The organism is Hydrogenophaga sp. GW823-FHT04C09, from assembly GCF_058796355.1.
Map to the genome: position 1 here is coordinate 145269 of NZ_JBXAIO010000003.1, position 22770 is coordinate 168038.

At 68.3% G+C, this 22770-nt stretch carries 21 protein-coding genes, 1 other RNA gene and 1 riboswitch; of the genes, 15 read left to right on the plus strand and 7 right to left on the minus strand.

What is annotated here, in order from left to right:
• Window positions 1-2: 2 nt before the first annotated feature.
• Genes AC1Q9M_RS09755 through AC1Q9M_RS09770 form a run of 4 tightly spaced genes read right to left on the minus strand, consistent with a single transcriptional unit; the run spans window position 3 to window position 4543 of the window.
• Complete coding sequence (locus AC1Q9M_RS09755) at window positions 3-557, minus strand: bifunctional adenosylcobinamide kinase/adenosylcobinamide-phosphate guanylyltransferase (RefSeq protein WP_382157038.1); 555 nt, start codon at window positions 555-557, stop codon at window positions 3-5.
• Window positions 550-1371, minus strand: coding sequence for a cobalamin-binding protein (locus AC1Q9M_RS09760; protein ID WP_492433536.1), 822 nt, complete (start codon window positions 1369-1371; stop codon window positions 550-552). Before AC1Q9M_RS09760 ends, AC1Q9M_RS09755 begins: the two co-directional genes overlap by 8 nt.
• Complete coding sequence (locus AC1Q9M_RS09765; RefSeq protein WP_492433538.1) at window positions 1368-2669, minus strand: cobyrinic acid a,c-diamide synthase CobB; 1302 nt, start codon at window positions 2667-2669, stop codon at window positions 1368-1370. Before AC1Q9M_RS09765 ends, AC1Q9M_RS09760 begins: the two co-directional genes overlap by 4 nt.
• Before the next feature lie 17 nt (window positions 2670-2686).
• Entirely contained in the window at window positions 2687-4543 is a 1857-nt protein-coding gene (locus AC1Q9M_RS09770) for a TonB-dependent receptor domain-containing protein (protein WP_492433540.1), read from the minus strand.
• A gap of 78 nt (window positions 4544-4621) precedes the next feature.
• Window positions 4622-4878, minus strand: a riboswitch (cobalamin riboswitch).
• 49 nt (window positions 4879-4927) lie between these two features.
• Between AC1Q9M_RS09770 and AC1Q9M_RS09775 the strand changes: the two genes are divergently transcribed.
• The 8 genes from AC1Q9M_RS09775 to AC1Q9M_RS09810 all read left to right on the plus strand — a co-directional run bounded on the left by AC1Q9M_RS09775 (window position 4928) and on the right by AC1Q9M_RS09810 (window position 12396).
• Window positions 4928-5167, plus strand: a complete 240-nt coding sequence (locus tag AC1Q9M_RS09775) for a DUF904 domain-containing protein (RefSeq protein WP_492433542.1) — start codon at window positions 4928-4930, stop codon at window positions 5165-5167.
• Window positions 5168-5228: 61 nt separating this feature from the next.
• Window positions 5229-5612 carry a cell division protein ZapA gene (locus tag AC1Q9M_RS09780; RefSeq protein ID WP_297401080.1) on the plus strand — a complete coding sequence of 128 codons (384 nt, stop codon included), beginning with the start codon at window positions 5229-5231 and terminating at the stop codon, window positions 5610-5612.
• 73 nt (window positions 5613-5685) lie between these two features.
• Window positions 5686-5865: non-coding RNA, 6S RNA (gene ssrS / locus AC1Q9M_RS09785), on the plus strand.
• Window positions 5866-5867: 2 nt separating this feature from the next.
• The gene (locus tag AC1Q9M_RS09790; protein WP_291111312.1) at window positions 5868-6683 is read left to right on the plus strand and encodes a sulfite exporter TauE/SafE family protein; all 816 of its coding nucleotides are present in this window, start codon (window positions 5868-5870) and stop codon (window positions 6681-6683) included.
• Between the two features lie 244 nt (window positions 6684-6927).
• Entirely contained in the window at window positions 6928-7371 is a 444-nt protein-coding gene (locus AC1Q9M_RS09795) for an SWIB/MDM2 domain-containing protein (RefSeq protein WP_291111314.1), read from the plus strand.
• 207 nt (window positions 7372-7578) lie between these two features.
• Complete coding sequence (locus AC1Q9M_RS09800; protein ID WP_382325474.1) at window positions 7579-9348, plus strand: adenylate/guanylate cyclase domain-containing protein; 1770 nt, start codon at window positions 7579-7581, stop codon at window positions 9346-9348.
• A 22-nt stretch (window positions 9349-9370) separates the two neighbouring features.
• Complete coding sequence (locus AC1Q9M_RS09805; protein WP_492433545.1) at window positions 9371-10465, plus strand: phosphatase PAP2 family protein; 1095 nt, start codon at window positions 9371-9373, stop codon at window positions 10463-10465.
• Window positions 10462-12396 (plus strand): S8/S53 family peptidase, encoded by a 1935-nt coding sequence (locus AC1Q9M_RS09810; protein WP_492433547.1) that lies wholly within the window; start codon window positions 10462-10464, stop codon window positions 12394-12396. Before AC1Q9M_RS09805 ends, AC1Q9M_RS09810 begins: the two co-directional genes overlap by 4 nt.
• 6 nt (window positions 12397-12402) lie before the next feature.
• Here AC1Q9M_RS09810 and AC1Q9M_RS09815 read toward each other — a convergent pair whose 3' ends face one another.
• The 3 genes from AC1Q9M_RS09815 to AC1Q9M_RS09825 all read right to left on the minus strand — a co-directional run bounded on the left by AC1Q9M_RS09815 (window position 12403) and on the right by AC1Q9M_RS09825 (window position 15553).
• The gene (locus AC1Q9M_RS09815) at window positions 12403-13056 is read right to left on the minus strand and encodes a Crp/Fnr family transcriptional regulator (protein ID WP_291111322.1); all 654 of its coding nucleotides are present in this window, start codon (window positions 13054-13056) and stop codon (window positions 12403-12405) included.
• Window positions 13057-13067: 11 nt separating this feature from the next.
• Window positions 13068-13763 (minus strand): helix-turn-helix transcriptional regulator, encoded by a 696-nt coding sequence (locus tag AC1Q9M_RS09820; RefSeq protein WP_444686817.1) that lies wholly within the window; start codon window positions 13761-13763, stop codon window positions 13068-13070.
• Between the two features lie 86 nt (window positions 13764-13849).
• Window positions 13850-15553 carry a thiamine pyrophosphate-binding protein gene (locus AC1Q9M_RS09825; protein ID WP_492433550.1) on the minus strand — a complete coding sequence of 568 codons (1704 nt, stop codon included), beginning with the start codon at window positions 15551-15553 and terminating at the stop codon, window positions 13850-13852.
• Window positions 15554-15588: 35 nt separating this feature from the next.
• Here AC1Q9M_RS09825 and AC1Q9M_RS09830 point away from each other — a divergent pair, with 35 nt between their 5' ends.
• The 7 genes from AC1Q9M_RS09830 to AC1Q9M_RS09860 all read left to right on the plus strand — a co-directional run bounded on the left by AC1Q9M_RS09830 (window position 15589) and on the right by AC1Q9M_RS09860 (window position 22733).
• On the plus strand, window positions 15589-16239 hold the full coding sequence (locus AC1Q9M_RS09830) for a TetR/AcrR family transcriptional regulator (RefSeq protein ID WP_382157020.1): 651 nt from the start codon (window positions 15589-15591) through the stop codon (window positions 16237-16239).
• Window positions 16240-16316: 77 nt separating this feature from the next.
• A complete protein-coding gene (locus AC1Q9M_RS09835) occupies window positions 16317-17324 on the plus strand; it encodes a Bug family tripartite tricarboxylate transporter substrate binding protein (RefSeq protein WP_382320354.1) in 1008 nt (335 codons plus the stop codon).
• Window positions 17325-17344: 20 nt separating this feature from the next.
• Window positions 17345-17842, plus strand: a complete 498-nt coding sequence (locus AC1Q9M_RS09840; RefSeq protein WP_444686820.1) for a tripartite tricarboxylate transporter TctB family protein — start codon at window positions 17345-17347, stop codon at window positions 17840-17842.
• A 9-nt stretch (window positions 17843-17851) separates the two neighbouring features.
• On the plus strand, window positions 17852-19351 hold the full coding sequence (locus tag AC1Q9M_RS09845; RefSeq protein WP_382326462.1) for a tripartite tricarboxylate transporter permease: 1500 nt from the start codon (window positions 17852-17854) through the stop codon (window positions 19349-19351).
• Window positions 19348-20178, plus strand: a complete 831-nt coding sequence (locus tag AC1Q9M_RS09850; RefSeq protein ID WP_492433553.1) for a sugar phosphate isomerase/epimerase family protein — start codon at window positions 19348-19350, stop codon at window positions 20176-20178. Before AC1Q9M_RS09845 ends, AC1Q9M_RS09850 begins: the two co-directional genes overlap by 4 nt.
• The gene (locus AC1Q9M_RS09855) at window positions 20175-21530 is read left to right on the plus strand and encodes an enolase C-terminal domain-like protein (RefSeq protein ID WP_492433555.1); all 1356 of its coding nucleotides are present in this window, start codon (window positions 20175-20177) and stop codon (window positions 21528-21530) included. Before AC1Q9M_RS09850 ends, AC1Q9M_RS09855 begins: the two co-directional genes overlap by 4 nt.
• A gap of 231 nt (window positions 21531-21761) precedes the next feature.
• Entirely contained in the window at window positions 21762-22733 is a 972-nt protein-coding gene (locus AC1Q9M_RS09860) for a tripartite tricarboxylate transporter substrate binding protein (RefSeq protein ID WP_382157008.1), read from the plus strand.
• Window positions 22734-22770: the final 37 nt, after the last annotated feature.

Consider the following 22770-nt stretch of genomic DNA (forward strand, 5'->3'; position numbering starts at 1 on the left):
TTTCATTTCAGGGTCAGGGGCAGGCCCGCCGCCATCAGCGTGACGCGCTCGCAGGCAGCGGCCACGGCCTGGTTCAGGCCACCGAGCGCGTCCACGAAGGCGCGCACCTCGCGGCCCATGGGGATCACGCCCAGGCCGATCTCGTTGCCCACCAGCACCACCGGACCGCGCGCGGCCCCGATCGCCTGGCACAGCTGGCGCGTGGGCCCGGCGGCATCGGCCGCCGCGCCCTCGGCGGGCATCAGCAGGTTGGTCAGCCACAGCGTGAGGCAGTCCACCACCACCAGGGTGTGCGGCGCGCTGTGTTCGCGCAGGGCCTCGGCCAGGGCCAGCGGTTCTTCCACGGTGACCATGCCGGGCACGCGCTCGGCACGGTCGCGCTGGTGGCGCGCGATGCGCTCGCGCATTTCCTCGTCCCAGGGCTGGCCGGTGGCGATCATCACCGCGCGGTGGGCGGTGTCCGTCGCCAGCCACTGGCGCGCGAGCAACTCCGCGCGGCGCGACTTGCCGCTGCGCTGGCCGCCGAGGATGAATTCGCTGCGCGCGATCTCAGCCATGCTGCGCCATCCATTGGGTGACGATGCGGTGCAGTTGCGCCACCCCATCGGTGAGTGCGGCCGGACCGGGCTGCAGGATGTCGGCCGACTTGATCTCGAACAGCTGACCGTGCTTCACCGCGTTCACGTCCTGCCAGCCGGCGCGCGCGGCCACCTTCTCGGCCCGGAATTTCTTGCCGCACCAGGAGCCGATCACGATGTCGGGGTTGCGGCGCACGATCTCGGCGCCGTCGGCAATGATGCGGTCCTTGCCCAGCGGCATGCGCGCGAGTTCGGGGAACACGTCGTCGCCCCCCGCGATGCCCATCAGCTCGGAGACCCAGCGGATGCCGCTGATGTGCGGCTCGTCCCATTCCTCGAAGAACACGCGCGGGCGGCGCTTGCCGCCGGCCTGCAGGGCCTGCACGGCGGCGCGGATGCCATCGAGCCGGGCCCGCGTGGCCTCGATCCAGGCCAGGCCTTCGTCGGCACAGCCCACGATCGCCGCCACCTGGTACAGCATGGACAAAATCTCTTCCACGCTGCGCTGGTTGAACACCGTCACCTGCACGCCCGCGCGGATGAGTTCGGCGGCGATGTCGGCCTGCAGGTCGGAGAAGCCGAACACGCAGTCGGGTTGCAGCGCGAGGATCTTGTCGATCTTCGCGTTCAGGAAGGCGCTGACCTTGGGCTTCTCGTCGCGCGCCCGGCGCGGCCGCACGGTGTAGCCGGAAATGCCGACGATGCGGTGCTCCTGCCCGAGCAGGTACAGCCACTCGGTGGTTTCTTCGGTCAGGCAGACGATGCGCTGCGGGCCAAGGGTCGGCGGGTTCATGCGGCACCTCCTGCAAGGAACAGCGAGGCGGCCGCCGCCGGGCTGGACGGGAACCAGGCGTGGAAGTAACTCGCCTGCACCGGGCCCACGCGGTACACGGCTTCGCCGGCACCACCGCGCGCCAGTTCGGCGTGGCGCACCGGCTGCAGCGGGGTCTCGCAGCGCGAGTAGTGAAAGGTGTGGCCGCGCAAGGTGCCCGCGGGCAGCGGCAGTTGCTGCGGCCCCAGGGCCGCCAGCCGCTTCTGCATGAGCACCTGGCCCGGCAAGAGGCCCCAGGTGGCGGCGGCATGGCCGTCGCTGGACATCATTTGATCGAACAGCGGCATCATGCCGCCGCATTCTGCCCACACCGGCCGCCCGGCCTGGGCATGCGCGCGCAGGCCGTCGCGGGTGCGGGTGGCCGCCGCCAGTGCGTCGGTGTGCAGTTCGGGATAGCCACCGGGCAACCAGACCGCGTCGCACGGGGGCAGCGGTTCGTTGGCCAGCGGCGAGAAAAAGACCAGCTCGGCGCCGAGCGCGCACAGCACATCCAGGTTGGCCGGGTAGATGAAACAGAAGGCCGCATCGCGCGCGACGGCGATGGTCTTGCCGGCCAGCAGAGGTGCCTGGGCAGGCACGGCGGCGGGCGCGTCGAACGCCACCGACCAGCGCCCCAGCGCGTCACCCTCCATCCGGCCCAGCGGCGTGCGCGACAGCGCGTCGGCGGCGGCGTCGAGCCGGGCCAGCGCGTCGGGCAGCTCGGCGGCCACGGTCAGGCCCAGGTGGCGCTCGGGCAGCGAGAACGCCGCGTCGCGCATGACCGCACCCAGGAACTGGGCCTCGTCACCGGCCAGCGCCTCGCGCAGCATCTGCGCATGGCGCTCGCTGCCCACGCGGTTGGCCAGCACGCCGGCCCAGGGCAGGCCGGGGCGGAAATGGCGCAGGCCAAATGCCAGCGCACCGAAGGTGCCCGCCATGGCCGAGGCATCGATCACCGCGAGCACCGGCAGGCCGAAGCGCTGCGCCAGGTCGGCCGCGCTGGGTTCGCCGTCGAACAGGCCCATCACCCCTTCGACCACGATCAGGTCGGCCTGCGTGGCGGCTTGGTGCAGGCGGGCGCGGGCATCGTCTTCGCCCGTCATCCACAGGTCGAGGTTGTGCACCGGGTGCCCGGTGGCCAGCGCGAGCCAGTGCGGGTCCAGGAAATCGGGCCCGCATTTGAAGGCCCGCACACGCCGACCGGCGCGCGTGTGCAGGCGCGCGAGCGCCGCGGCCACGGTGGTCTTGCCCTGGCCCGAAGCCGGGGCAGCCACCAGCATGGCCGGGCAATGCCGCGTCACCGCTGCGGCGCCCAGTTGAGGGTGACGAAGGCCGCGCGGCCCGGCTGGTTGTAGCCGTACGCGGTCTCATAGAACTTATCACCCACGTTGTTCAGGCGCAGAGCGACGGACCAGTCCTTGTTCACGGCGTAGCGGGCGTGCAGGTCCAGCGTGCCGAAGCCCGGCAGGCGGCGCGTGTTGGCGGCGTCGTCGAAACGCTCCGCCACGAGCTGCATCGACGCACCCCAGTTCCAGGCACCGATGCGGTGGTCCAGGCTGGCGGTCAACACCTCGTCGGCGCGGCGCTGCAGCTTGCGTTGGTTGATCTCGTTGCGCGCGTCCAGCAGCTCCAGGTTGGTGAACCAGCTCCAGGCACCGGCCGAGCCGGTGTAGGCCAGCGACCAGCCTTCGAGACGCGCGCGAGGCACGTTGGCCACCGCCGGCTGCAGCGTGATGAAGCCGCGCACCCGGTTGTCGAAGCGGATGAGCTTCACTTCGTGCAGGCCCTGGGTGTAGGTCAGCCCTGCTTCGCGGTTCTTGCCCCGCTCGGGTTGCGTGGTGGGGTTGCCGTTGAAGAACGCCGAGACGTAGTACAGCGTGTTGAACGATGGCATCTTGAACGAGGTGCCGTAGGCCACGTGCGGGCGCCAGTTCGGCGTGAGCTGGAAGCCGTAGCTGGCGAAACCGGTGATGGCGCCGCCGAACTGCGAGTTGTCGTCGCGCCGCAGGTTGGCCTGCCAGAGGTGCTGGCCGGCCTGGCCGGTCAGACCCACGAAGGCCGCGTCCGTGGTGCGCGAGTTCACCGCGTAGGCCTGCGTGCCCGACACCTCTTCCTTGATCGACTCCAGGCCCACCAGCAGGTTGCCCAGCGCGGTGTTCCAGTCGTGCTGCAGCGTGGCCTGAGTCTGCGCGGTGTTGAACACCGAGGGCGTGGGCGAGGTCTCGAAACTGTCGGACCGGTCCTCGCTGCGCGAGAGGCGCAGCTGGGTGCGCGAATCGGCCGACCACTTGCGCTCCAGGCCCCAGCCCGTCACGCGGGTGGTGGTTTCCGAGCGCACGTTGAAGGTGCCCGGCCCCTGGTCGAACTGGCTGACGCCGTCGGCCTGGGTGAAGTTGACATCGGTCGTCCAGCCCGGCGCGATGGCCCAGCGCAGCGAGGCCGACAGGCTGTCCTGGTCGAAGCCGTCCTTGTCGGGGTTGTGGTTGCCGAAGGCCACGTTTCGGTTGGTCGACGAGAAGCCGTCCTCGCGCAAGGAACCCAGGCTGAGGTTGTAGGTGATCGTGTCGTTGCCACCGCTGATGCCGGCGGTGATTTCACGGTGCCCGAAGCTGCCGAGCGTGACGCTGGCCTGCGGATGGAAACCCTTCACGCCGCGCTTGGTGAAAACCTGCACCACGCCGCCCACCGCATCGCTGCCATAGAGGCCCGAGGCCGGGCCCTTGAGCACTTCGATGCGATCGATCGCGCTCAGCGGAATGTTGTCCAGCACGGCCGCACCGGAGGTGCTGGAGCCGTAGCGCACGCCGTCGATCAGCAGCAGCACGTGGCGGGTTTCGGTGCCGCGGATGAACAGGCCCGACTGCTTGCCCAGGCCGCCGTTGGACGACATCTGCAGGCCCGCGTTGCGCGACAGCACTTCGGACAACGAGCGGCCCGCGGACTGCTGGATCACGTCGGCGTCGATCACGACGACGTCGCTGAGCACGGCATCGGTGCGGGTTTCGACCCGGGTGGCCGTGACCACCGTTTCCCTCAGGGTGGTGTCAGCGGAGGAAGAAGAGGAGGACTGAGCGTGGGCGACCGACGTGCCAAAGCCCGCCAGCAACGCCAGCGGTAGCGCGGCCAGGGGCGCGCGCAGGGTGCGATTTTTCATGATGAAGAAACAGACAGGAGACCCTCGCCATCTTCCCCGACGGCGCATGGGCATCACGGTGGAGCGTCTGTCGCCAGACGCACCACCACCTTGTTGGCCGGTATCCGGGCTGACAGACCGACCTCCATCGCCTTCCCAGATGACACGGCGTGTCGTCCAGTGGCTGTCGGATGGAGGCTGAGAGACCGTTCGCGCATGCGCTCATGGCCACTCGTCTGCTTACCGTTGCGGGGGCAGCGCAGGTTAGGTCCCATCCCTGGGGTGTGACCCTCCTGCTTCCCGTTGAACTGCGGCATGTGAACCACACCGCGAGCACCAACAACCGGCATTCTACGGCGCGCACACCCGGGGCAACCCTACAATGTGAAAACTTCGAGTCCCACCATGGCCGATCCCAAGCACTTTGATCAGATCACCGAACGTGTCGAGCGCCTGTTGCTGCGACACGAAGAACTGCAGCGCACCAACAGCCTGCTGGTGGAACAGGTGCATGCGCTGCAGGCCGAGCGCGACTCGCTCAAGTCCCGGCTGATGGCCGCCCGCGCCCGCATTGATGCCTTGCTCGATCGCCTGCCCCCCGGCATGACCGATGTCGCCCCCGACACCCGCAAGGAACGGTCATGAGCGCCGCGTCGGGCCGCCCCAAGCCAGCTCGCACCGCAGTGCGAAGCACGGAGGTATTCCAATGAGCAAACCCGGCAGCAAACAGATTGAAGTGCAGATCATGGGCCAGAGCTACCTGCTCTCGTGCCCACCGGGTGGCGAGGCCTCGCTGCTCGACGCGGTGGAGCGCGTGGACACCGCCATGTGCCGCATCCGCGATGCGGGCAAGGTGAAGGCGCGCGACCGCATCGCGGTGCTGGCCTCGCTCAACCTCGCGTTCGAACTCTCGCAGAAGGAAGCCGAGAGCTTCCAGGCCTCGTCGTTCGGCCAGCCCGAGCAGAGCGCGTTCGCCGAAGCCGGTGGTGGCTTCGACAGCGAGCCGCTCGACCCCCAGACGCAGGCCCGCGTGGAAGAGCTGATGCGCCGCCTGGACCAGACGCTCGACAAGGACGGGCGCCTGCTCTGACGCGCCGCTGGTCACTGCGCGAGAATTTATCGACCGATGGTCCTCGTGGGCCGCATGCAGCGCCTACAATTTGAACCGTCTGCAGTGCGCGTCGGGCTTTATATTTCCTTGAACCAATGCTCATAGAGCCCGGGCTTGGTACATTGCGTGGCTGGTGCGAGCGTCTCGCGTCAGACGAACCCGAAGCCCCGCTGCCCTCGCCCACCTGAACCCCGGTTCAGGATGCCGGTCCGGCGGCACTTGCAGACACCTTTCATGCCTTTAGACCCCCTCCTGATTCTCGAGTTGGCCGCGCTCGGCCTGGGCACCGGTTTCCTGGCCGGCTTGTTGGGCATCGGTGGAGGCATGCTGATGGTGCCCTTCATCACCTTCATCCTCGCGGGGCGCGGTGTGGAAGCGGATCTCGCGGTCAAGATGGCCATCGCCACCTCCATGGCCACCATCATCTTCACGTCCATCTCCAGCGTGCGTGCGCACCACAAACGCGGCGCCGTGCGCTGGGACATCGTCAAGGGCCTCGCCCCCGGCATCGTGCTGGGCTCCGCCATTGCCAGCCTGGGCATCTTCGCCTTGCTCAAGGGCTCGTGGCTCGCGCTGTTCTTCGCGGCCTTCGTCGGCTTCTCAGCCACGCAGATGCTGCTCGACAAGAAACCCAAGCCCACGCGCACCCTGCCCGGCACCCCGGGCCTGGTGGGTGCCGGCGGCGTCATCGGCATGCTCTCCGGGCTGGTCGGCGCGGGCGGCGGTTTTGTCAGCGTGCCCTTCATGACCTGGTGCAACGTGAGCATCCACAACGCCGTGGCCACCAGCGCGGCGCTCGGTTTTCCCATCGCGCTGGCCAACGCCGTCGGCTACGTGATCGCGGGCCAGGGCCTGAAGGATCTGCCGGCCGGCTCGTTCGGCTACATCTACCTGCCCGCGCTGGTGGTGATCGCGCTCTTCAGCGTGTTGATGGCGCCGGTGGGCGTGAAGGCGGCGCATGCGCTGCCGGTGAAATCGCTCAAGCGCGTGTTCGCCGGCCTGCTGTACATGCTCGCCACCTACATGCTCTACAAGGGCATCACCGCCTGATCGAGACACGAAGCCAGCCGCCGTGGAGCCGTGCAAAAACGCCCTCCCGCCAAGGCACTGAGCGGCCTCCTCGCGAGGAAGTGTTGTTTTCCCCGCCAAAAACCCGCGTCTCCCCTGCGCAAAGCTTGAAAAAAGCGCGTTCTCCACCTTGGATTGCGGGTGCATCTCCATTAGCATCCGAGACACCAGTGAGAAAGCGCGTTTTCCGCTGGCGAATCGTCAACTTCTAGAAGGAAATTCAATCATGGCAACTGCGAAAAAAGCGCCCGCTAAAAAGGCGGCACCGGCCAAGAAGGCCGCTCCTGCGAAGAAGGCCGCTCCGGCCAAGAAGGCAGCCCCTGCGAAGAAGGCCGCTCCGGCCAAGAAGGCAGCCCCTGCGAAGAAGGCCGCTCCGGCCAAGAAGGCAGCTCCTGCGAAGAAGGCCGCTCCGGCCAAGAAGCGCACCCCCAACGCCGCGTTCATGAAAGCGCTGACCCCCAGCGCCGCTCTGGCCGCCATCGTGGGCAGCTCGCCCCTGCCGCGCACCGAAGTCACCAAGAAGATCTGGGACTACATCAAGAAGAACAAGCTGCAGGACTCGGTCAACCGCCGCATGATCAACGCCGACGCCAAGCTGAAGGAAATCTTCAAGAAGGCCCAGGCGTCCATGTTCGAAATGACCAAGCTGGTCAACGACCACCTGAAGTAAGCCTTCCTTCTTCACCTTCACGGGTGCAATGAAGATCAGCAAAGCCGGCGCCAGCCGGCTTTGCTGTTTTTGCGCCTTCGCGTCTCAGCATCGCGCGCGACATGTGAGAAACTGCAACAAAATTTTGACAATCCCTCAGGCATGACCGCCCGCCAGCCCGTGACCGCTTCGAAATTTCAAGAAGGCCAGGACCCACCATCGACGACCATGCCTCCGTTGCCACAGCAACGGCACAAGGTCGTGCTGGTGATCGACCTGGTGGAGTCGGTGCGGCTCATGGCGGCCAACGAAGCTGCGGTGGTGAACCAATGGCGCGGGTTCATGCACCACGCCACCTCTCAGGTGCTGCCCGCGTGCCGGGGTCGCCTGGTCAAGAGCCTGGGCGACGGCATGCTGGTCGAGTTCGACCAACCCACCGACGGCGTGCGGGCAGCCCTCGCCCTGCACCAATACTTCGCGCCACTGAACCAGACGCTGCCGCCCGCCCAACAACTGCACCTGCGCGCCGGCCTCAACGCCACCAATCTGTATGTGGACGAGAACGACGTGTACGGCCACGGCGTGAACCTGGCCGCGCGCGTGGCCGACCTCGCCTCGCCCGGTGAAACCCTGGTGACCACCAGCGTGTTCGACGGCATCGTGGTCGGCGTGGACGCCGAGGTCGAAGACCGCGGGGAGAGTTACCTCAAGCACTGGCCCGAGCCGGTGCGCACCTGGCAGCTGTACCCGGTCTCCAGCACGTCGGCGGCCGTGCGCCCGCGCGTGCCCGAAGGCGCCGCCACCGACTTCCGCCCCTCCATCGCCGTCGTGCCCTTCGAGACGCGCAGCCACGCGGCCGAGCAGTTCGTGATCGGCGAGCTGATCGCCGACGGCGTGATCGCGCAACTCGCGCGCAGCCAGAACCTGCGCGTGATCTCCCGCATGTCCACCACCGCCTTCCGTGGCCGCCAGAGCAGCACGGACGAGATCGGCCAGCGCCTGGACGCGGCCTTCGTGCTCGGCGGCAGCTACGTGACCTACGGCGACAAGGTTGTCATCATGGCCGAGCTCTCCGACCGCAAGCGCGGCGAAGTGATCTGGGCCGACCGGCTCACCGGCGATACGCGCGACCTGCTCGAAGCCCAGAGCCAGTTGCTCGACGCCCTGTGCGCCGCCTGCGCCAAGGCCTTGCTCAACGACGTGGTGCAGCGCACGCTGGTGCTGCCCGTGCCACAGCTCGACAGCAATGCCCTGATGCTCGGCGGCATCACGCTCATGCACCGCTCCACGCCGCGCGACCTGCAGCGCAGCCTGCAGCTGATCGAGGCCGTGGTGGAGCGCCACAAACGCGTGGCCACGCCCTGGGCCTGGCTGGCCAAGTGGCACATCATGCAGGTGGTGCAAGGCCTCTCGAGTGAGCCGGCGCGCGACTTCCAGCGCGCCATCGACACCGCCGACCGCGCGCTCGACCTCGAACCCAGCAGCTCGCTGGCCATGGCGATCAAGGGCCATGCGCTGTGCCACCTCGGCGAAGACGTGGACGCCTCGCACCGGCTGCTGCAGGAGGCCACGCAGAGCAACCCGAACGATCCCATGGCCTGGCTGTACAACAGCGTGTGGTCAACGATGTGGGGCACGCCCGAGGATTCGATGACAGAGGCGGAGAAGGCATTGCACCTGTCTCCGCTGGATCCTCAGAAATACTATTTTGAGATGATGCTGGCGACGAGTTGCGCGTCCCTGGAGCAATGGGAAAGAGCCATCGAACTCTGTCGCTCTTCGCTCCAGAAAAACCGTTACCACCTACCGACCATACGCACGCTTCTGATCGCTCAACATGAATTGGGTTTCGAGAACGAGGCAAAGGAAACCTTCTCTCTGTTGATGCAGCTGCAACCGCATTTGACGGTGCAGCAGTATTTGGCTGCTGGCGGCGAAAGCCCGCTTCGACAGCGTGTCGCCAAAGCACTCACCCATCTCGGTCTTCGATTGCATTAACCAACCAACAAGGGGAATACATATGAGCGGAGGTATCAGCGGCGGTATCAGCGGCGGTATCAGCGGCGGTATCAGTGGGGGAATCAGCGGCGGCATCAGCGGAGGTATCAGCGGTGGCGCCATGGTGTCGGCCGACGCCCTGATCCTCAGCCGCGCCGCCATCGTGGGCCCCTTCAACGGGGCGGTGCTGCACGTCAACGAGCCGGCGTTCGACAGCCCGCCCAACCTCGCGCTGTGGGCCGAAGGCCCGCGCCACGAGGCCGTCTTCTCCCAGCTCGTCGAGGGCTTGCTGTTCAAGACCCGAAGCGGCCCCAAGGACGCCACGCTCGAGTTCGCCAACCTCCAGGCGAGCACCATCCAGCGCAAGCCGCTCGTGCGCATGCGCGCACCCACCAAGGCGCAGTTCAAGAAGCAGCTCGATCTGGTGGCCTCGTACGCGGACCTGCGGGCCGACCGCGCGATCGAGATCGTGGACCAGCGCACCCCGCCGATCCTGTTCTGGTCGTCCGTGGTCGGGCTCACGGCACACCGCCACAAGAAAACCCTGCAGCTGATCGACCTGGTGTTCTCCCTGGCCGTGCTGGTCGAGATGCGCTTCAAGCAGATCTTCGCCAGCATCCGGCCGGTGGCGTTTTCGCCGCAGATCCAGCCCATGATCGAGACCCCGGGGCATGGCAGCTGGCCCAGCGGCCATGCCACGGAGGCTTTTGCCGTGGCCGCGCTTCTTGAGGCCTTGTTGGATGCTGTACCGGGTACAGGTTCGCCGCCCAACGGCACGCTGAACCGCGAGCAGATGCAGCGGCTGGCCGCGCGCATCGCGACCAACCGCGTGGTGGCCGGCGTGCACTACCCCGTGGACAGCGCGGGCGGGCGCCTGCTCGGCACGGCGCTGGCCGAGTTCCTGGTGGCGCGCGCCACCGGCACGCGTGTGCACGAACGCGGTTTTGACGGCCGCCTGTTCGAAGGCCCCAACGGCGAGCCGCTGGACTTCAGCCTGAACCAGTCGATGGACCACACCAGCGGCAACGCCTACACGCGTTCGGCCACGTCCACCGCCGTGGGCAACGCGCCACTGCTGGCCTGGCTTTGGGGGGAAGCACTCAAGGAGTGGGCATGAGCGGCCCCACTTGGCAACCGCTGCCCACCGGTGAGTTCACCGGCATCGACTGGAACGCGCCGGGCGCCATCGACGGTGAAGACCCCTACCTGATCTGGGCGGAAGCCGACCAGTTCGCGGGCTACCACCTCGGCCGCGGCAAGAGGCCACCCAAGTGGTTGCCGATCGTGATCGAGCTCACCAGCGAGGCCGATGTGCCGGCGCTGGTGGCGGCCTCCTCCACCGCCTGGCTGCAGATTCCGCGCGTGTACCTCAATGTGCCCGGGCTGCGCTTCTGCACCGCGCGGGTGAAGAAGCGCTTCTTCGACCAGTTGCGCAGCAACCCGCACCTGCGCGGCCTGATCCTGCGCTTCGAACTCGGCCTGCCGGTGGGCCACCACACGCATCCCCTGATCGACCCCTGCACGCCCGAGAGCCAACCGGTCTCCGCGCCCGACCTGCTCGACGGCAAGGTGCTGGGCTTGATCGACGGCGGCCTGGCTTTCGCCAACGACCAGTTCCTCGACGCCCTCGGCCACACGCGCGTGAAGCACTTCTGGCGCCAGGACGACACGGTGAATGGCAACTGGCCCGGCAACCAGCCGCACCACTGCGTGCCGCTGGACCCGGCCCGCGCCGGCCCGACACCCGATGACATGGGCTACGGCCACGAACTCTCGGGCGCGGACATCGACGCGGCCATGGCCACCTACACGCGCCACGGCCAGCTGGACGAGGACGCGCTCTACGCCCACCTGCAGCTCTGGGACCTGACCCGCCCGGTCAACCACGGCACGCACGTGATGAGCCTGGCCTGCGGCAAAGGCAACCTGCTGCATCCGATGGACGACGAGGCCAGCCGCTGCGACCTGGTCGCGGTGCAGCTCGACTGGTCGAACGTGCTCGACACCTCGGGCGGCGCGATGAACGTGAGCGTGCTCGACGGGCTCATGTACATCCTCGCGCGTTGCGCGCCCAGCGCCCAGCTGGTGGTCAACATCAGCTGGGGCACGCTGGCCGGTCCGCACGACGGCACCTCGGTGCTGGAAGCGGCGATGGACCAGTTGGTCGCGCTGCTCGGCGGCCGCCTGCAGATCGCCGTGCCCGCCGGCAACGCCTACCAGAGCCGCACCCACGCCAACGCCACGCTGCCGCCAGGCGGTTCGGTGGCACTGCACTGGCGCGTGCAACCCGACGACCGCACCGAGAGCTACCTGGAAATCTGGCTGCCCGCGGGCGCGCAGAACGTGCGCATCAGCGTGACGCCACCGGGCCACACCCAGCCCCTGCCGCCCATGGCCATGGGCCACGGTGGCACCTGGGTGGACGCGCAGGGCGCACCGCTGTGCGGCCTGATCTACCCCACCACCTCGGCCCTGGGCAGCCACGGCACATGCGCCCTGCTGGCGCTGGCGCCCACGTTCAGCCGCCGGCGATCGGTGGTCACCGGGCCTTTCGGCACCTGGAAGGTGGTGTTGAGCAACACCGGCCTGACGGAGACCCTGTTCGACGCCTACATCGAACGCGACGACGTGGCGATCGGCCAGAACACGGGCGCGCGCCAGTCCTACCTGGAAGACGTGTTCTACGACACCAGCGGCAACCTGGGCTCTTTCGTGGACCACGCCGACAACCCAACGCCCGTGCGCCGCAGCGGCACCTTCAACAGCCTCTCGACCGGCCAGAACACGGTGAGCGTGGGGGGTCTGCGCGCGCAGTCCTCGGCAGGTGGGCATTTCGCGCTGTATTCCCCGCGCAAGCCCGACCCCGACGCGGGCCGACCGCAACGCCCGGGCGTGAAGAACGTGCCCGAGACGCTGAAGCCTTGCGACGACAACCCGGCCCTCTGGGGTGTGCTCGGCGCGGGCAGCCGCAGCGGCAGCGTGGTGCGGTTGGCGGGCACCAGCTCGGCCACGCCCCTGCAGGCGAGGGACATGGTCAACGGCCTCTGAGGCGGTTTACCAGCGCGCGGGCAAGGGTTTGCGCAGCACGATCCAGCGCTCGCGCACCGCGATGTAGCCGCCGGTCTCCAGGTCCTTGAGCAGGCGGCTCACCATCTCGCGCGAGCAGGCGAGGTGCTGCGACATCTGCTGGTGGGTCAGGCGCTCCTTCAGGGGGCGCTCGCCGTTCCCGTCGGGCTTGCTGCTGGCCAGCTCGTTGAGCAGGCGCACCAGGCGGCCGTAGACGTCGATCAACGCCACGCTGCGCGCGCTGTCCGTCGCCAGGCGCGCGCGCCGGATCAGGCGGGCCATGAGTTCCAGCGCGAACTCGGGGTGGGCCGCGATGTACTCGAGCAAGGTGGCGCGCGACACCACCGCGCAGGTGCTGGCCTCGGCGGCCTCCACGTTCGCGGAGCGTGGCCCGCCGTCGAGCGACATCTCGCCCACGTACTCCAGCGGGCCGTACATGCCCAGCGTGAGCTCGCGTCCCTGGTTGTCGGCCACAAAGGCCCGCAACCGCCCCTGCAGGACGATGTACAGCGTGTCGCCGGTTTCGCCTTCTTGGATCAGCAGCGCGCCACGCCGATAGCGCCGCGCGACCCCGAGGGTCGCGAGCGCTTCAATGTGGGGGGAGTTGGGAGGGGTTACGAAGGAAACGGCAGGGGCAGGCATCCAGGCTCACGTCACGGGTGGGAAAACTCCGTGGCATTGTGAGGCATGGGCGTGATGATGCGCAAGGCAGGGACCACCGGCGGCAGGCTGTTGACCCGATGCAGCAGGCGGCGGATGCTGGGCGCGCCGGCTTTCTCGCGCAACGTCTTGATCTGGCTGCGCACGGTGGACTCGGCCACGCCGTGCTGCGTGGCGATCTCGGTGATCTGCAGGCCCCGGCACAGGCCCATGAGCACCGACTCCTCGCTCGGGCTCAGGTTGAGCGAGCGGGCGAACATGCGCACCGCAAGGTTGTCGCAGGTGTTCTGGCGCGACAGCAGCACCAGCACCGAGGGCGCGTCGGCCTCCAGCGGGTGGCTCAGCGGCGTGAACGCCAGCGACAGCTCTTTCTCGCCCGAGACCAGCATGAGCAGCTTGCGCTGACCGCGGAACGAGGACTCCATGGCCAGCTGGATCTGCGAGGTGAATTCGGCGCTGCTGCCCAGCAGGCTGTTGCCGTACGACATGATGACCCGCCCATTGGCCAGTTCGTGCCGCGCCAGGTGGTTGGCGTGCAGGATGTGCCCTTGCGCATCGATGATCAACATGCCGTAGTCGATCTCGTCGAACACCCGCATGAGGTGCTGCGCGCCCAGGCCCGAACGCAGGCCCATGCCGCCGGCGACATCCGCGCCGCCATTCCAAACCGTGTCCGTTGCTTGCCACATGACCAACCCCCGTTGATGGATGGGCCAGTCTAGGCAGGGGCGCTACCGACGGGGTGTGTGAAGCTGCCCCGGACTTTGTGACGTATTCACATGGCCGTGCGCTGGGCGGCCTGGCGGATCGCGCCGAGCGTGCCGCGCGTGGTGATCACATCCACGTCCAGCAGCACCTCGATCACCGTGCCCACCGGCGCGGCCAGGGCGCGCTGCAGCGCGGGCTCGAACTCGGCGGTGTGGGTGATGCGCTCGGCCGCGTAGCCATAGGCCCGGGCGAGCGCGCAGAAATCGGGGTTGGCCAGGCCGGATCCGCTCACGTGCGCCGGGTACTCGCGCTCCTGATGCATGCGGATGGTCCCGAAGCTGCCGTTGTTGAGCAGCAGCACGATGCTCTTGGCGCCATGCTGCGTGGCGGTGGCCAGCTCCTGCCCGTTCATGAGGAAGTCGCCGTCGCCCGCGATGGTGAACGCGGTGCGCCCACTGACGATCGCCGCGCCGATGCCGGCCGGCACGCCATAACCCATGGCGCCATTGGTGGGCGCCAGCTGCGTCTTGTGGCCCTTGGCCAGGCCGTAGTGGCGGAAGAAGCGGTGCAGCCAGCTCGCGAAGTTGCCCGCGCCGTTGGTGAGCACGGCGTCGGCCGGCAGGTGCCGCTGCAGGGTGTGGATGATCGCCGGCATGTCGATGGTGCCGGGCAGCGTGATGCCGCCGTTGGCCACGTCGATGTTGGCGAGGTAGTCGGCATGGCAGGCCTGCGCCCAGGCGCTCCAGGGCACGCAGGGCGGCGCGGTGAGCACCTCCAGGCTGCGCGCGGCGGCGTTCATGGTGGCGTGGATGGCGAGCGTGGGCTGGTACACCCGGCCCAGCTCCTCGGCGCTGGCGTGGATGTGCACCAGCTTCTGCGCCGGCACCGGCGCTTCGACCAGCGTGTAGCCGCCGGTGGTGGCCTCGCCCAGGCGCGGACCCAGGGCGATCAGCAGGTCGCTCTCGCGCACGCGGCGCGCCAGCGCGGGGTTGATGCCCAGCCCCACGTCGCCCGCGTACAGCGCGTGGTGGTTGTCGAAGGTGTCCTGGAAGCGGAAGGCGTTGGCCACCGGCAGCTGCCAGTTCTCGGCGAAACGCTGCAGCGCGGCGGCGGACTGCGGCGTCCAGCCGCCGCCGCCGGCGATCACCAGCGGCCGTTCGCTCGCCAGCAGCAGCGTGCGCAGCTCGCGCAGCGCGCCCGGGTCGCTCCAGGCCTGCACCGGCTCCACGCGCGGCAGCGGTTCGGCGTCCACCGCCTGCGTGAGCATGTCCTCGGGCAGCACCAGCACCACCGGGCCGGGACGGCCGTTCATGGCGGTGGCGAAGGCGCGCGCCACGTACTCGGGGATGCGGCGCGGATCGTCGATGCGCTCCACCCGCTTGGCCATGCCCTTGGTGGACGGGCCGAAGAAGGCCGCGTAGTCCACCTCTTGAAAGGCCTCGCGGTCGCGCGCCTCGCTCGCCACGTCGCCCACGAACAGCACCATGGGCGTGGAATCCTGGAACGCGGTGTGCAGGCCGATGGAGGCGTTGGTGGCACCGGGCCCGCGCGTCACGAAACACACGCCGGGCCGACCGCTGAGCTTGCCGTGGGCCTCGGCCATGAAGGCCGCGCCGCCTTCCTGCCGGTTGGTGATAAAGCGGATGCGATCGGCGTGGACGTGAAAACCATCGAGCACCGCGAGATAACTTTCGCCCGGCACACCGAAGGCATGGGTCACACCCTGGACAATGAGGCATTCCACGAGCAGATGGCCAGCAATCCGGGTCATTTGACTTTATTAACCAATTAGAGAATTATCTGGGCATGAGCATCCCACCCACACCGGTCGCGGAAGAGCGTCTGAGAGACGCGGACCGATCGCAGAATACCATTCTGAACGCGGCGCGAGACGAGTTCTCCGAGCACGGGCTGGGCGGTGCGCGCATGGACCGCATCGCCGAGCGCGCCGGCCTCAACAAGCGCCTGATCTACTACTACTTCGAGGACAAGGAGCGCCTGTTCCAGGCCGTGCTGGAGCAGGCCTACCGCGACATCCGCGAAGAGGAACGCCAGCTCAACCTGCTGCACCTCAAGCCCGAGACCGCGCTGCGCCGGCTGGTGGAGTTCACCTGGAACTACTACCTGGAGCACCCCGAGTTCCTCACGCTGCTCAACAGCGCCAACCTGCACCGCGCGCGGCACCTCGCGCAGTCCGAGCGAGCGCGCCAGCTCAACTCGCCGCTGATCGCCACGCTCACCGAAGTCATCGAGCGCGGCCGCGCCGACGGCACCTTCCGCGGCGGTGTCGATCCGCTGCAGCTCTACGTGTCGATCGCCGGCCTGTCCTACTTCTACCTCTCGAACAACCACACGCTCTCGGCGATCTTCGGGCGCGACCTCATGACGCCCAAGGCGCACAGCGAGCGGCTCTCCCACATGTGCGACGTGATCCTAGGGTATGTCCTGATGAGCTGAGGCGGCTGGCGGCTTGACGTCGCAGGGGGCGGTTTCTAGTATTAACTGCTCGGTGAATTAAACCCCTGGAGACAACGATGAAGACCGCCCTGCCCCTTCGCCACCTGTTGATCACCTCCCTGCTGGCCGTTGTCTCGGCCAGCGCCATGGCCCAGTGGAAACCCGACCGACCGATCACCCTGATCGTGCCCTGGGCGCCCGGTGGCTCCACCGACCAGGTCACGCGCGTCACCGCCGCCGAACTGGAAAAACACCTGGGCCAGAAGATCGTGGTCATGAACCAGCCCGGCGCCTCGGGTTCGGTGGGCACCAAGAACGCCATGGCCGCGCCGGCCGACGGCTACACCTGGACGGCCGGCGGCGCCAAGGACCTGGGCACCTACAAGGTGCTGGGCATGCTCGACACCTCCGCCACCGACTGGAACCTGTACCTCAACGTGGCGCACATCGCGGTGGTCGGCGTCAACGCCGATGCGCCCTACAAGACCATGACCGAGCTGCTGGCCGCCATGAAGGCCAAGCCCGGTGCGGTCTCGGTCGCCACGGCGGGCGTGAACTCCAGCGGCCACTCGGCCATCGAAGCCATCGCGCGCGCCGCCGGCGTCACCTACAAGCACGTCACCTACGACGGGGGCGCACCGGCCGCCGTGGCCGCCGCCTCGGGCGAAACCGAAGTGACCACGCAGCTCGCGGCCGAGCAGACCGACATGATCCGCGCCAAGAAGATCCGCCCGCTGGCGGTGGTGGGCGACAAGTCGATCGAGATCGAGGGCTTCGGCACCATCCCGCCGCTGTCGCAATTCATCCCGGGCTTCAAGGACCCGATCAACTACTTCGGCATCTTCGTGCCCAAGGCCGCGCCGCCGGTGGTGGCTCAGACGCTGGACAAGATCTGGGCCACCGAGATGGTCAAGAGCGAAGCCCTGCGCAAGTACGCGCAGGCGCGCGGCGCCATGTTCGCGCCGATGGCGGGTGAAGAGGCGCAGAAGGCCGTGTTCCCGGCCATCCAGTCCTACGCCTGGACGCAGCAGGCCGCCGGCAAGGCCAAGGTGTCGCCCGACACCGTCGGCATACCCAAGCCCTGATCCCCCACACGGAACACAACATGAGCGAGGGTGGAAAAACCGCCCGCTCCGACCTCTGGGGCGGTGCGGGCTGGGTGGTGTTCGGTTTGGTGATCGTGATCGGCTCCATTCGCATGGAGCGCTTCGAGTCCATGGGCGCACAGCTCTACACCATGCCCGGCTTCGTGCCCGGCATGATCGGCGGCGTGGTGGCCCTGCTCGGCCTCGTGCTGATGCTGCGCGGCTGGACGCGCCGGGCCCATGAGGCCGCCACGGACGCGGCGACACCGGTCGAACCGCTGCTCAACCGGCGCATCGGCATCACCATGGCGCTCACGCTGGTGTACGCCGGCCTGCTGATCGGGCGCGCACCGTTCTGGCTGGTCACGGCCCTGTTCGTCGCGGCCTTCGTGGCCGTGTTCACCCCCACCGACACGACCCCCACGCGCCGCGCCACGGTGGCGCTGCTGGCCGGCCTGCTCACCTCGGCCGTCGTCACCCTGGTGTTCGAGCAGGTCTTCCTCGTCCGTCTGCCTTAGGGACTCACCATGTTTGACGGACTGATCATGTTCGGGCAGTCGATCGCGCGCTTCAGCGGGCCCGAGACGATTGCCTACGCCCTGCTGGCCTCGCTGGTCGGTGTGGTCATGGGCGCCCTGCCCGGCCTCACCGCCACCATGTCGCTGGCGCTGATGACCACGCTCACGCTCAAGCTGCCGCCCAGCCAGGCGCTGCTGATCCTGATCTGCACTTACGTGGGCTGCATCTACGGCGGCTCGCGCTCGGCCATCCTGCTCAACATCCCGGGCACGCCGGCCTCGGCCGCGTCCTGCCTCGATGGCTACGCGCTCGCGCGCCAGGGCATGGCCGGCCGCGCCATGGGCATCGCCACCACTGGCTCGGTCATGGGCACGCTGATCGGCATGTTCTTCCTGGCCACGCTCACGCCCGTGCTCGGCGGCCTGGCGCTGAAGTTCGGCGCCTACGAGTTCTTCTGGCTGGCGTTCTTCGGCGTCATCATCGCCGGCACGCTCACCGGCGACGACCCGCTCAAGGGCTGGATCGCCGGCATCGCGGGCCTGTTCATCGCCACCGTCGGCCAGGAGCCGCAGTACGGCTACGAGCGCTTCGCCTGGGGCCTGCGCGACCTCGCCGGCGGCATCCAGCTGGTGCCCGCGCTGGTCGGCGCCTTCGGCTTCGCCGAGCTGCTGACGGCCATGCGCGAACGGCAGGCACCCGTGAAGATCAGCCCCTTCGACACCGTGATCCCCAAGGTGCGCGACGTGCTGCAGTACTGGCGCACCATCCTGCGCTCGGGCCTGATCGGCACCGGCGTGGGCATCGTGCCCGGCGTGGGCGAGGACGTGGCGGCCTGGTCGTCCTACGCCGCCGCCAAGCGCGCGAGCAAGGAAAAGGAGAAGTTCGGCAAGGGCTCGATCGAAGGCCTGATGGCCGCCGAGACCGGCGACAACGCCTGCGTGCCCGGCGCGGTGATCCCCGTGCTCACCCTGGCCATTCCCGGCTCGGCGCCGGCCGCCGTGCTGATGGCCGCGATGATCATCCACGGCGTCAAGCCGGGGCCGCTGATCATGGTGGAGAACCCCGAGTTCGTGTACGACGTGGTGACCATGATGCTGTTCGCCACCATCGGCATCCTGATCTTCGGCCTGGTGCTCACCAAGGCGCTGGTGCAGGTGCTGCGCGTGCCACAGCACCTGATCGTGCCCATCGTCTTCGTGCTGTGCACCGTGGGCAGTTTCGCCATCGCCGGGCGCCTGTTCGACGTCTACGTGATGCTGGCCTTCGGCCTGATCGGTTTCTTCCTGCGCCACTACGGCTACCCCATGGCGCCGCTGGTGCTGGGCATCGTGCTGGGCGACCTGATGGAGAAGAACCTGCGCCGCGCGCTGATCCTGTCCGACGGCGACCTCTCGCCCTTCTTCACGCGCCCCATCGCCGGCACCGTCGCCGCCATGATCTTCGCCACCATCGCCTGGAAGCTGTGGACGCTGTACGGCCGCCAGGCCCGGCCCAAGGCAACGGCATGAAACTGGCCCTGTGCAACGAGGTGCTGCAGCCCCTGCCGCTGGCGGCCCAGTGCGAGGCCGCCGAGCGCATGGGCTACGACGCGCTGGAAATCGCGCCCTTCACGCTGACCGACGAACCCGAGGCGCTCGACAGTACCGCCGCCCACCGCGTGCGGTCCACCGCGCACAGCCACGGCCTGGCCGTCTCCAGCCTGCACTGGCTGCTGGTCAAGCCTCCCGGCCTTTCGCTGGTGAGCGACGACAAAGCCTTGCACCGCCGCACACTGGACCTGCTGCGCCGCCTGATCGACTTCACCGCCGCCTGCGGCGCGCGCGCGCTCGTGCACGGCTCGCCCAAACAGCGCTCGCCCGGCCCCGGCCAGAGCGTGGCGGACGCTGCCGCGCGCTTCGAGGCCGCCATGGCCGAACTCGCGCCACACGCCGCGGACGCGGGCGTGGTGTATTGCATCGAACCGCTGGGCCGCTTCGAAACCCCGGTGGTCAACACCGTGGCCGAGGCCGCCGCGATGGTCGACCGCATCGGTTCGCCCGCCATCCGCACCATGCTCGACGTGAGCGCCGCCTCGCACAACGAAACCGAGCCCGTGCACGAGGTGCTGCGCCGCTTTCTCGCCAGCGGCCACATCGCGCACGTGCAGCTGAACGACAGGAACCGCCGCGGCCCCGGCCAGGGCGAGACCGACCAGCGCCCCGTGCTGCAGGAGCTCAAAGACGGGCGCTACGCCGGCTGGGTGGCGGTGGAACCCTTTGAATACGTGCCCGATGGCCTGGGTTGCGCCCAGGCCTCGGCACAGCATGTGCGTGAGATCTGGAGGACCCTGTCATGAGCGCTGTGACCTTGCGCGTGCACGAGGTGCAGCTGTACGAGCGCCACGTCACGCTGCGCCTGCCCTTCCGTTTCGGCGCCGCCACCGTCACGCAATGCCCGCAGGCCTTCGTGCGCGTGCTCGCCGAGGTGAATGGCCGGCGCGTGGAAGGCGCGAGCGCCGAACTGATGGTGCCCAAGTGGTTCGACAAATCGCCCACGCTCACCCACGAACAGAATTTCGAACAGCTGCGCGAATCGCTGCGCAACGCGCGCGAGGCCGTGCAGGCGACCCGCGAGGCGCTCAGCCCCCATGCGCTGTCGCACGAGGCGGGTGAGGCGGCCATCGCCACCTCGGTGGTGCGGCGGCTGCCGCGCCTGGCCGCGCAGTTCGGCCCCGCCCTGCTCGACAAGGCCGTGGCCGACGCGGCGCTGCGCGCGGCCGGCCGCTCGTGGGTCGATGGCGTGCACGCCGGCGTGCTCGGCGACCCCTGGGGCCCGCGGCTCGACCTGGTGCGCCCCACGCACGTGGTGCTGCGCCACACCGTGGGCCTGGCCGATCGGCTGGTGGAGGGCGACGAAGGCGCCGACCCGCAGGACGGCCTGCCCGCCACGCTGGAGGCGGCGATCCGGCGCCACGGCCTGCACCACTTCAAACTCAAGCTCTGCGGCCAGATCGGCGCCGACGTGGAGCGCCTCACCCGCATCGCCGAGGTGCTGCAGCGCCTGGGCGGGGACTACCGCGTCACGCTCGACGGCAACGAAACCTTCACCGACGCCACCAGCCTGGGCAAGTTCTGGCAGGCGCTGCGCACCACGCCCGCGCTGGCCGATCTGCTGCGCCGCACCCTGCTGCTGGAGCAGCCCCTGGCGCGCGCGGTGGCGCTGCGCGAATCGATCGCCTCGCTGGGCATCGGCGTGCCGGTGATCCTGGACGAGTCCGACGACCACGCGGCCGCGCTCGACGAGGGCCTGGCGCTGGGTTACCACGGCATCTCCAGCAAGGCCTGCAAGGGCATCTACCGCTCGCTGCGCAACGCGCACCGCATCGCGCAGGACCCGCGCCTGCTGCTCTCGGGCGAAGACCTCACCTGCCAGGCCGGCCTGGCGGTGCAGCAGGACACCCTGCTCGCGGCCAGCCTGGGCGTGCGCCACATCGAGCGCAACGGCCACCACTACGTGGACGGCTTCGGCACCGCGCCCGCCGACGAAGCGTTGGCCTTCGCCCGCGCCCACCCCGGCTTCTACGAAACCACGGCGGGCCGCCCCCACCTGGCGGTGCGCCAGGGCCAGCTCGACCTGCACGCCCTGCACGCGCCGGGCTTCGCGACCGCGGCGACGCCGCAATGGCGCAGCCTGCAGGCCATCGCCTGAAATTTCACTGAATGGTTAATTGAAAACGGTCTGCGGCTCACCGCAGACCGCCGTGGCTGTGGGGGCCGAGCCGCGGTCGGGCGCGCCGACGCCCGTAGAACCAAGGGAAAACCCTGAATGCGATGCCCGCAATCTTCGCTTGCGCATCTTTCGCGACCGCTTCTATAATTTCCGCTATTCACTGATTGGTGAATTAAACCAACAACCAGCCCTTTTTCACTGGAGACAAGCATGAAACTGATTCACGCCACCGCCCTGGCCGCGTTCGCTCTCGCCACCAGCCTGCCCGCCGCCGCGCAGCAGGCCTACCCGAACAAGGCCATCCGCGTGATCGTGCCGTTCGCCGCGGGCAGCACCACGGACATCATTGCGCGCGCGATCACGGACAAGATGAGCCAGAGCATGGGCCAGCCCATCGTGGTGGACAACCGCGGCGGCGCCAGCGGCACCATCGGCCAGGCGGCGGTGGCCACGGCCGCGCCCGATGGCTACACCATCATGATCCACTCGTCTTCGCACACGGTGAGCCCCTCCACCTTCGCCAAGCTGTCCTTCGACACGGTGAACGATTTCGCTGGCGTCACCCCGATCTCCTCCACCCCCAACGTGCTGGTGATCGCGCCAAGCCGAAACCTCAAGACGCTGCCGCAGCTGGTGGCCAACGCCAAGGCCAACCCCGGCAAGATGAACTTCGCCTCCGCCGGCCAGGGCAGCGCCACCCACCTCAACGCCGAGAAGTTCAAGATGGCCGCGCAGATCGATGCGGTGAACATCCCCTTCAAGGGCTCCGCCGAGGCCGTCACCGAAGTGCTCGCCGGCCGCGTGGACTACTACTTCTCGCCCATCGCCCCGGTGATCGGCCAGATCAAGGAAGGCCAGCTGCTGGCCCTGGCCGTGGGCTCGCCGCGCCGCGCCAGCGCCCTGCCCGATGTGCCCACCACCGCCGAAGCCGGCGTGCCCGGCTCCGAATTCAACTTCTGGATCGGGATGATGGCCCCGGCCAAGACGCCGCGCGACGTCGTCAACCGCTTGCACGACGAAGTCGTCAAGGCCCTGGCCACGCCCGAAGTGAAGGAACGTTTCCTCAAGCTGGGCGCCGATGCCTGGACGCTCAAGCCCGAGCAGTTCGATGCCTACATCAAGGAAGAAATCAAGAGCAACGCCGTGCTGGTGAAAGCCGCCGGCCTGCAAGTGACCAACTGACCCCGGCCCCGGGGTTTTCAAAGCGAAGAGAAGGAAT

Coding starts and splice junctions, on each gene's coding strand:
- AC1Q9M_RS09755 (WP_382157038.1), bottom strand. CDS start 557: ATGGCTGAGATCGCGCGCAGCGAATTCATCCTCGGCGGCCAGCGCAGC.
- AC1Q9M_RS09760 (WP_492433536.1), bottom strand. CDS start 1,371: ATGAACCCGCCGACCCTTGGCCCGCAGCGCATCGTCTGCCTGACCGAA.
- AC1Q9M_RS09765 (WP_492433538.1), bottom strand. CDS start 2,669: ATGCTGGTGGCTGCCCCGGCTTCGGGCCAGGGCAAGACCACCGTGGCC.
- AC1Q9M_RS09770 (WP_492433540.1), bottom strand. CDS start 4,543: ATGAAAAATCGCACCCTGCGCGCGCCCCTGGCCGCGCTACCGCTGGCG.
- AC1Q9M_RS09775 (WP_492433542.1), top strand. CDS start 4,928: ATGGCCGATCCCAAGCACTTTGATCAGATCACCGAACGTGTCGAGCGC.
- AC1Q9M_RS09780 (WP_297401080.1), top strand. CDS start 5,229: ATGAGCAAACCCGGCAGCAAACAGATTGAAGTGCAGATCATGGGCCAG.
- AC1Q9M_RS09790 (WP_291111312.1), top strand. CDS start 5,868: ATGCCTTTAGACCCCCTCCTGATTCTCGAGTTGGCCGCGCTCGGCCTG.
- AC1Q9M_RS09795 (WP_291111314.1), top strand. CDS start 6,928: ATGGCAACTGCGAAAAAAGCGCCCGCTAAAAAGGCGGCACCGGCCAAG.
- AC1Q9M_RS09800 (WP_382325474.1), top strand. CDS start 7,579: ATGCCTCCGTTGCCACAGCAACGGCACAAGGTCGTGCTGGTGATCGAC.
- AC1Q9M_RS09805 (WP_492433545.1), top strand. CDS start 9,371: ATGAGCGGAGGTATCAGCGGCGGTATCAGCGGCGGTATCAGCGGCGGT.
- AC1Q9M_RS09810 (WP_492433547.1), top strand. CDS start 10,462: ATGAGCGGCCCCACTTGGCAACCGCTGCCCACCGGTGAGTTCACCGGC.
- AC1Q9M_RS09815 (WP_291111322.1), bottom strand. CDS start 13,056: ATGCCTGCCCCTGCCGTTTCCTTCGTAACCCCTCCCAACTCCCCCCAC.
- AC1Q9M_RS09820 (WP_444686817.1), bottom strand. CDS start 13,763: ATGTGGCAAGCAACGGACACGGTTTGGAATGGCGGCGCGGATGTCGCC.
- AC1Q9M_RS09825 (WP_492433550.1), bottom strand. CDS start 15,553: ATGACCCGGATTGCTGGCCATCTGCTCGTGGAATGCCTCATTGTCCAG.
- AC1Q9M_RS09830 (WP_382157020.1), top strand. CDS start 15,589: ATGAGCATCCCACCCACACCGGTCGCGGAAGAGCGTCTGAGAGACGCG.
- AC1Q9M_RS09835 (WP_382320354.1), top strand. CDS start 16,317: ATGAAGACCGCCCTGCCCCTTCGCCACCTGTTGATCACCTCCCTGCTG.
- AC1Q9M_RS09840 (WP_444686820.1), top strand. CDS start 17,345: ATGAGCGAGGGTGGAAAAACCGCCCGCTCCGACCTCTGGGGCGGTGCG.
- AC1Q9M_RS09845 (WP_382326462.1), top strand. CDS start 17,852: ATGTTTGACGGACTGATCATGTTCGGGCAGTCGATCGCGCGCTTCAGC.
- AC1Q9M_RS09850 (WP_492433553.1), top strand. CDS start 19,348: ATGAAACTGGCCCTGTGCAACGAGGTGCTGCAGCCCCTGCCGCTGGCG.
- AC1Q9M_RS09855 (WP_492433555.1), top strand. CDS start 20,175: ATGAGCGCTGTGACCTTGCGCGTGCACGAGGTGCAGCTGTACGAGCGC.
- AC1Q9M_RS09860 (WP_382157008.1), top strand. CDS start 21,762: ATGAAACTGATTCACGCCACCGCCCTGGCCGCGTTCGCTCTCGCCACC.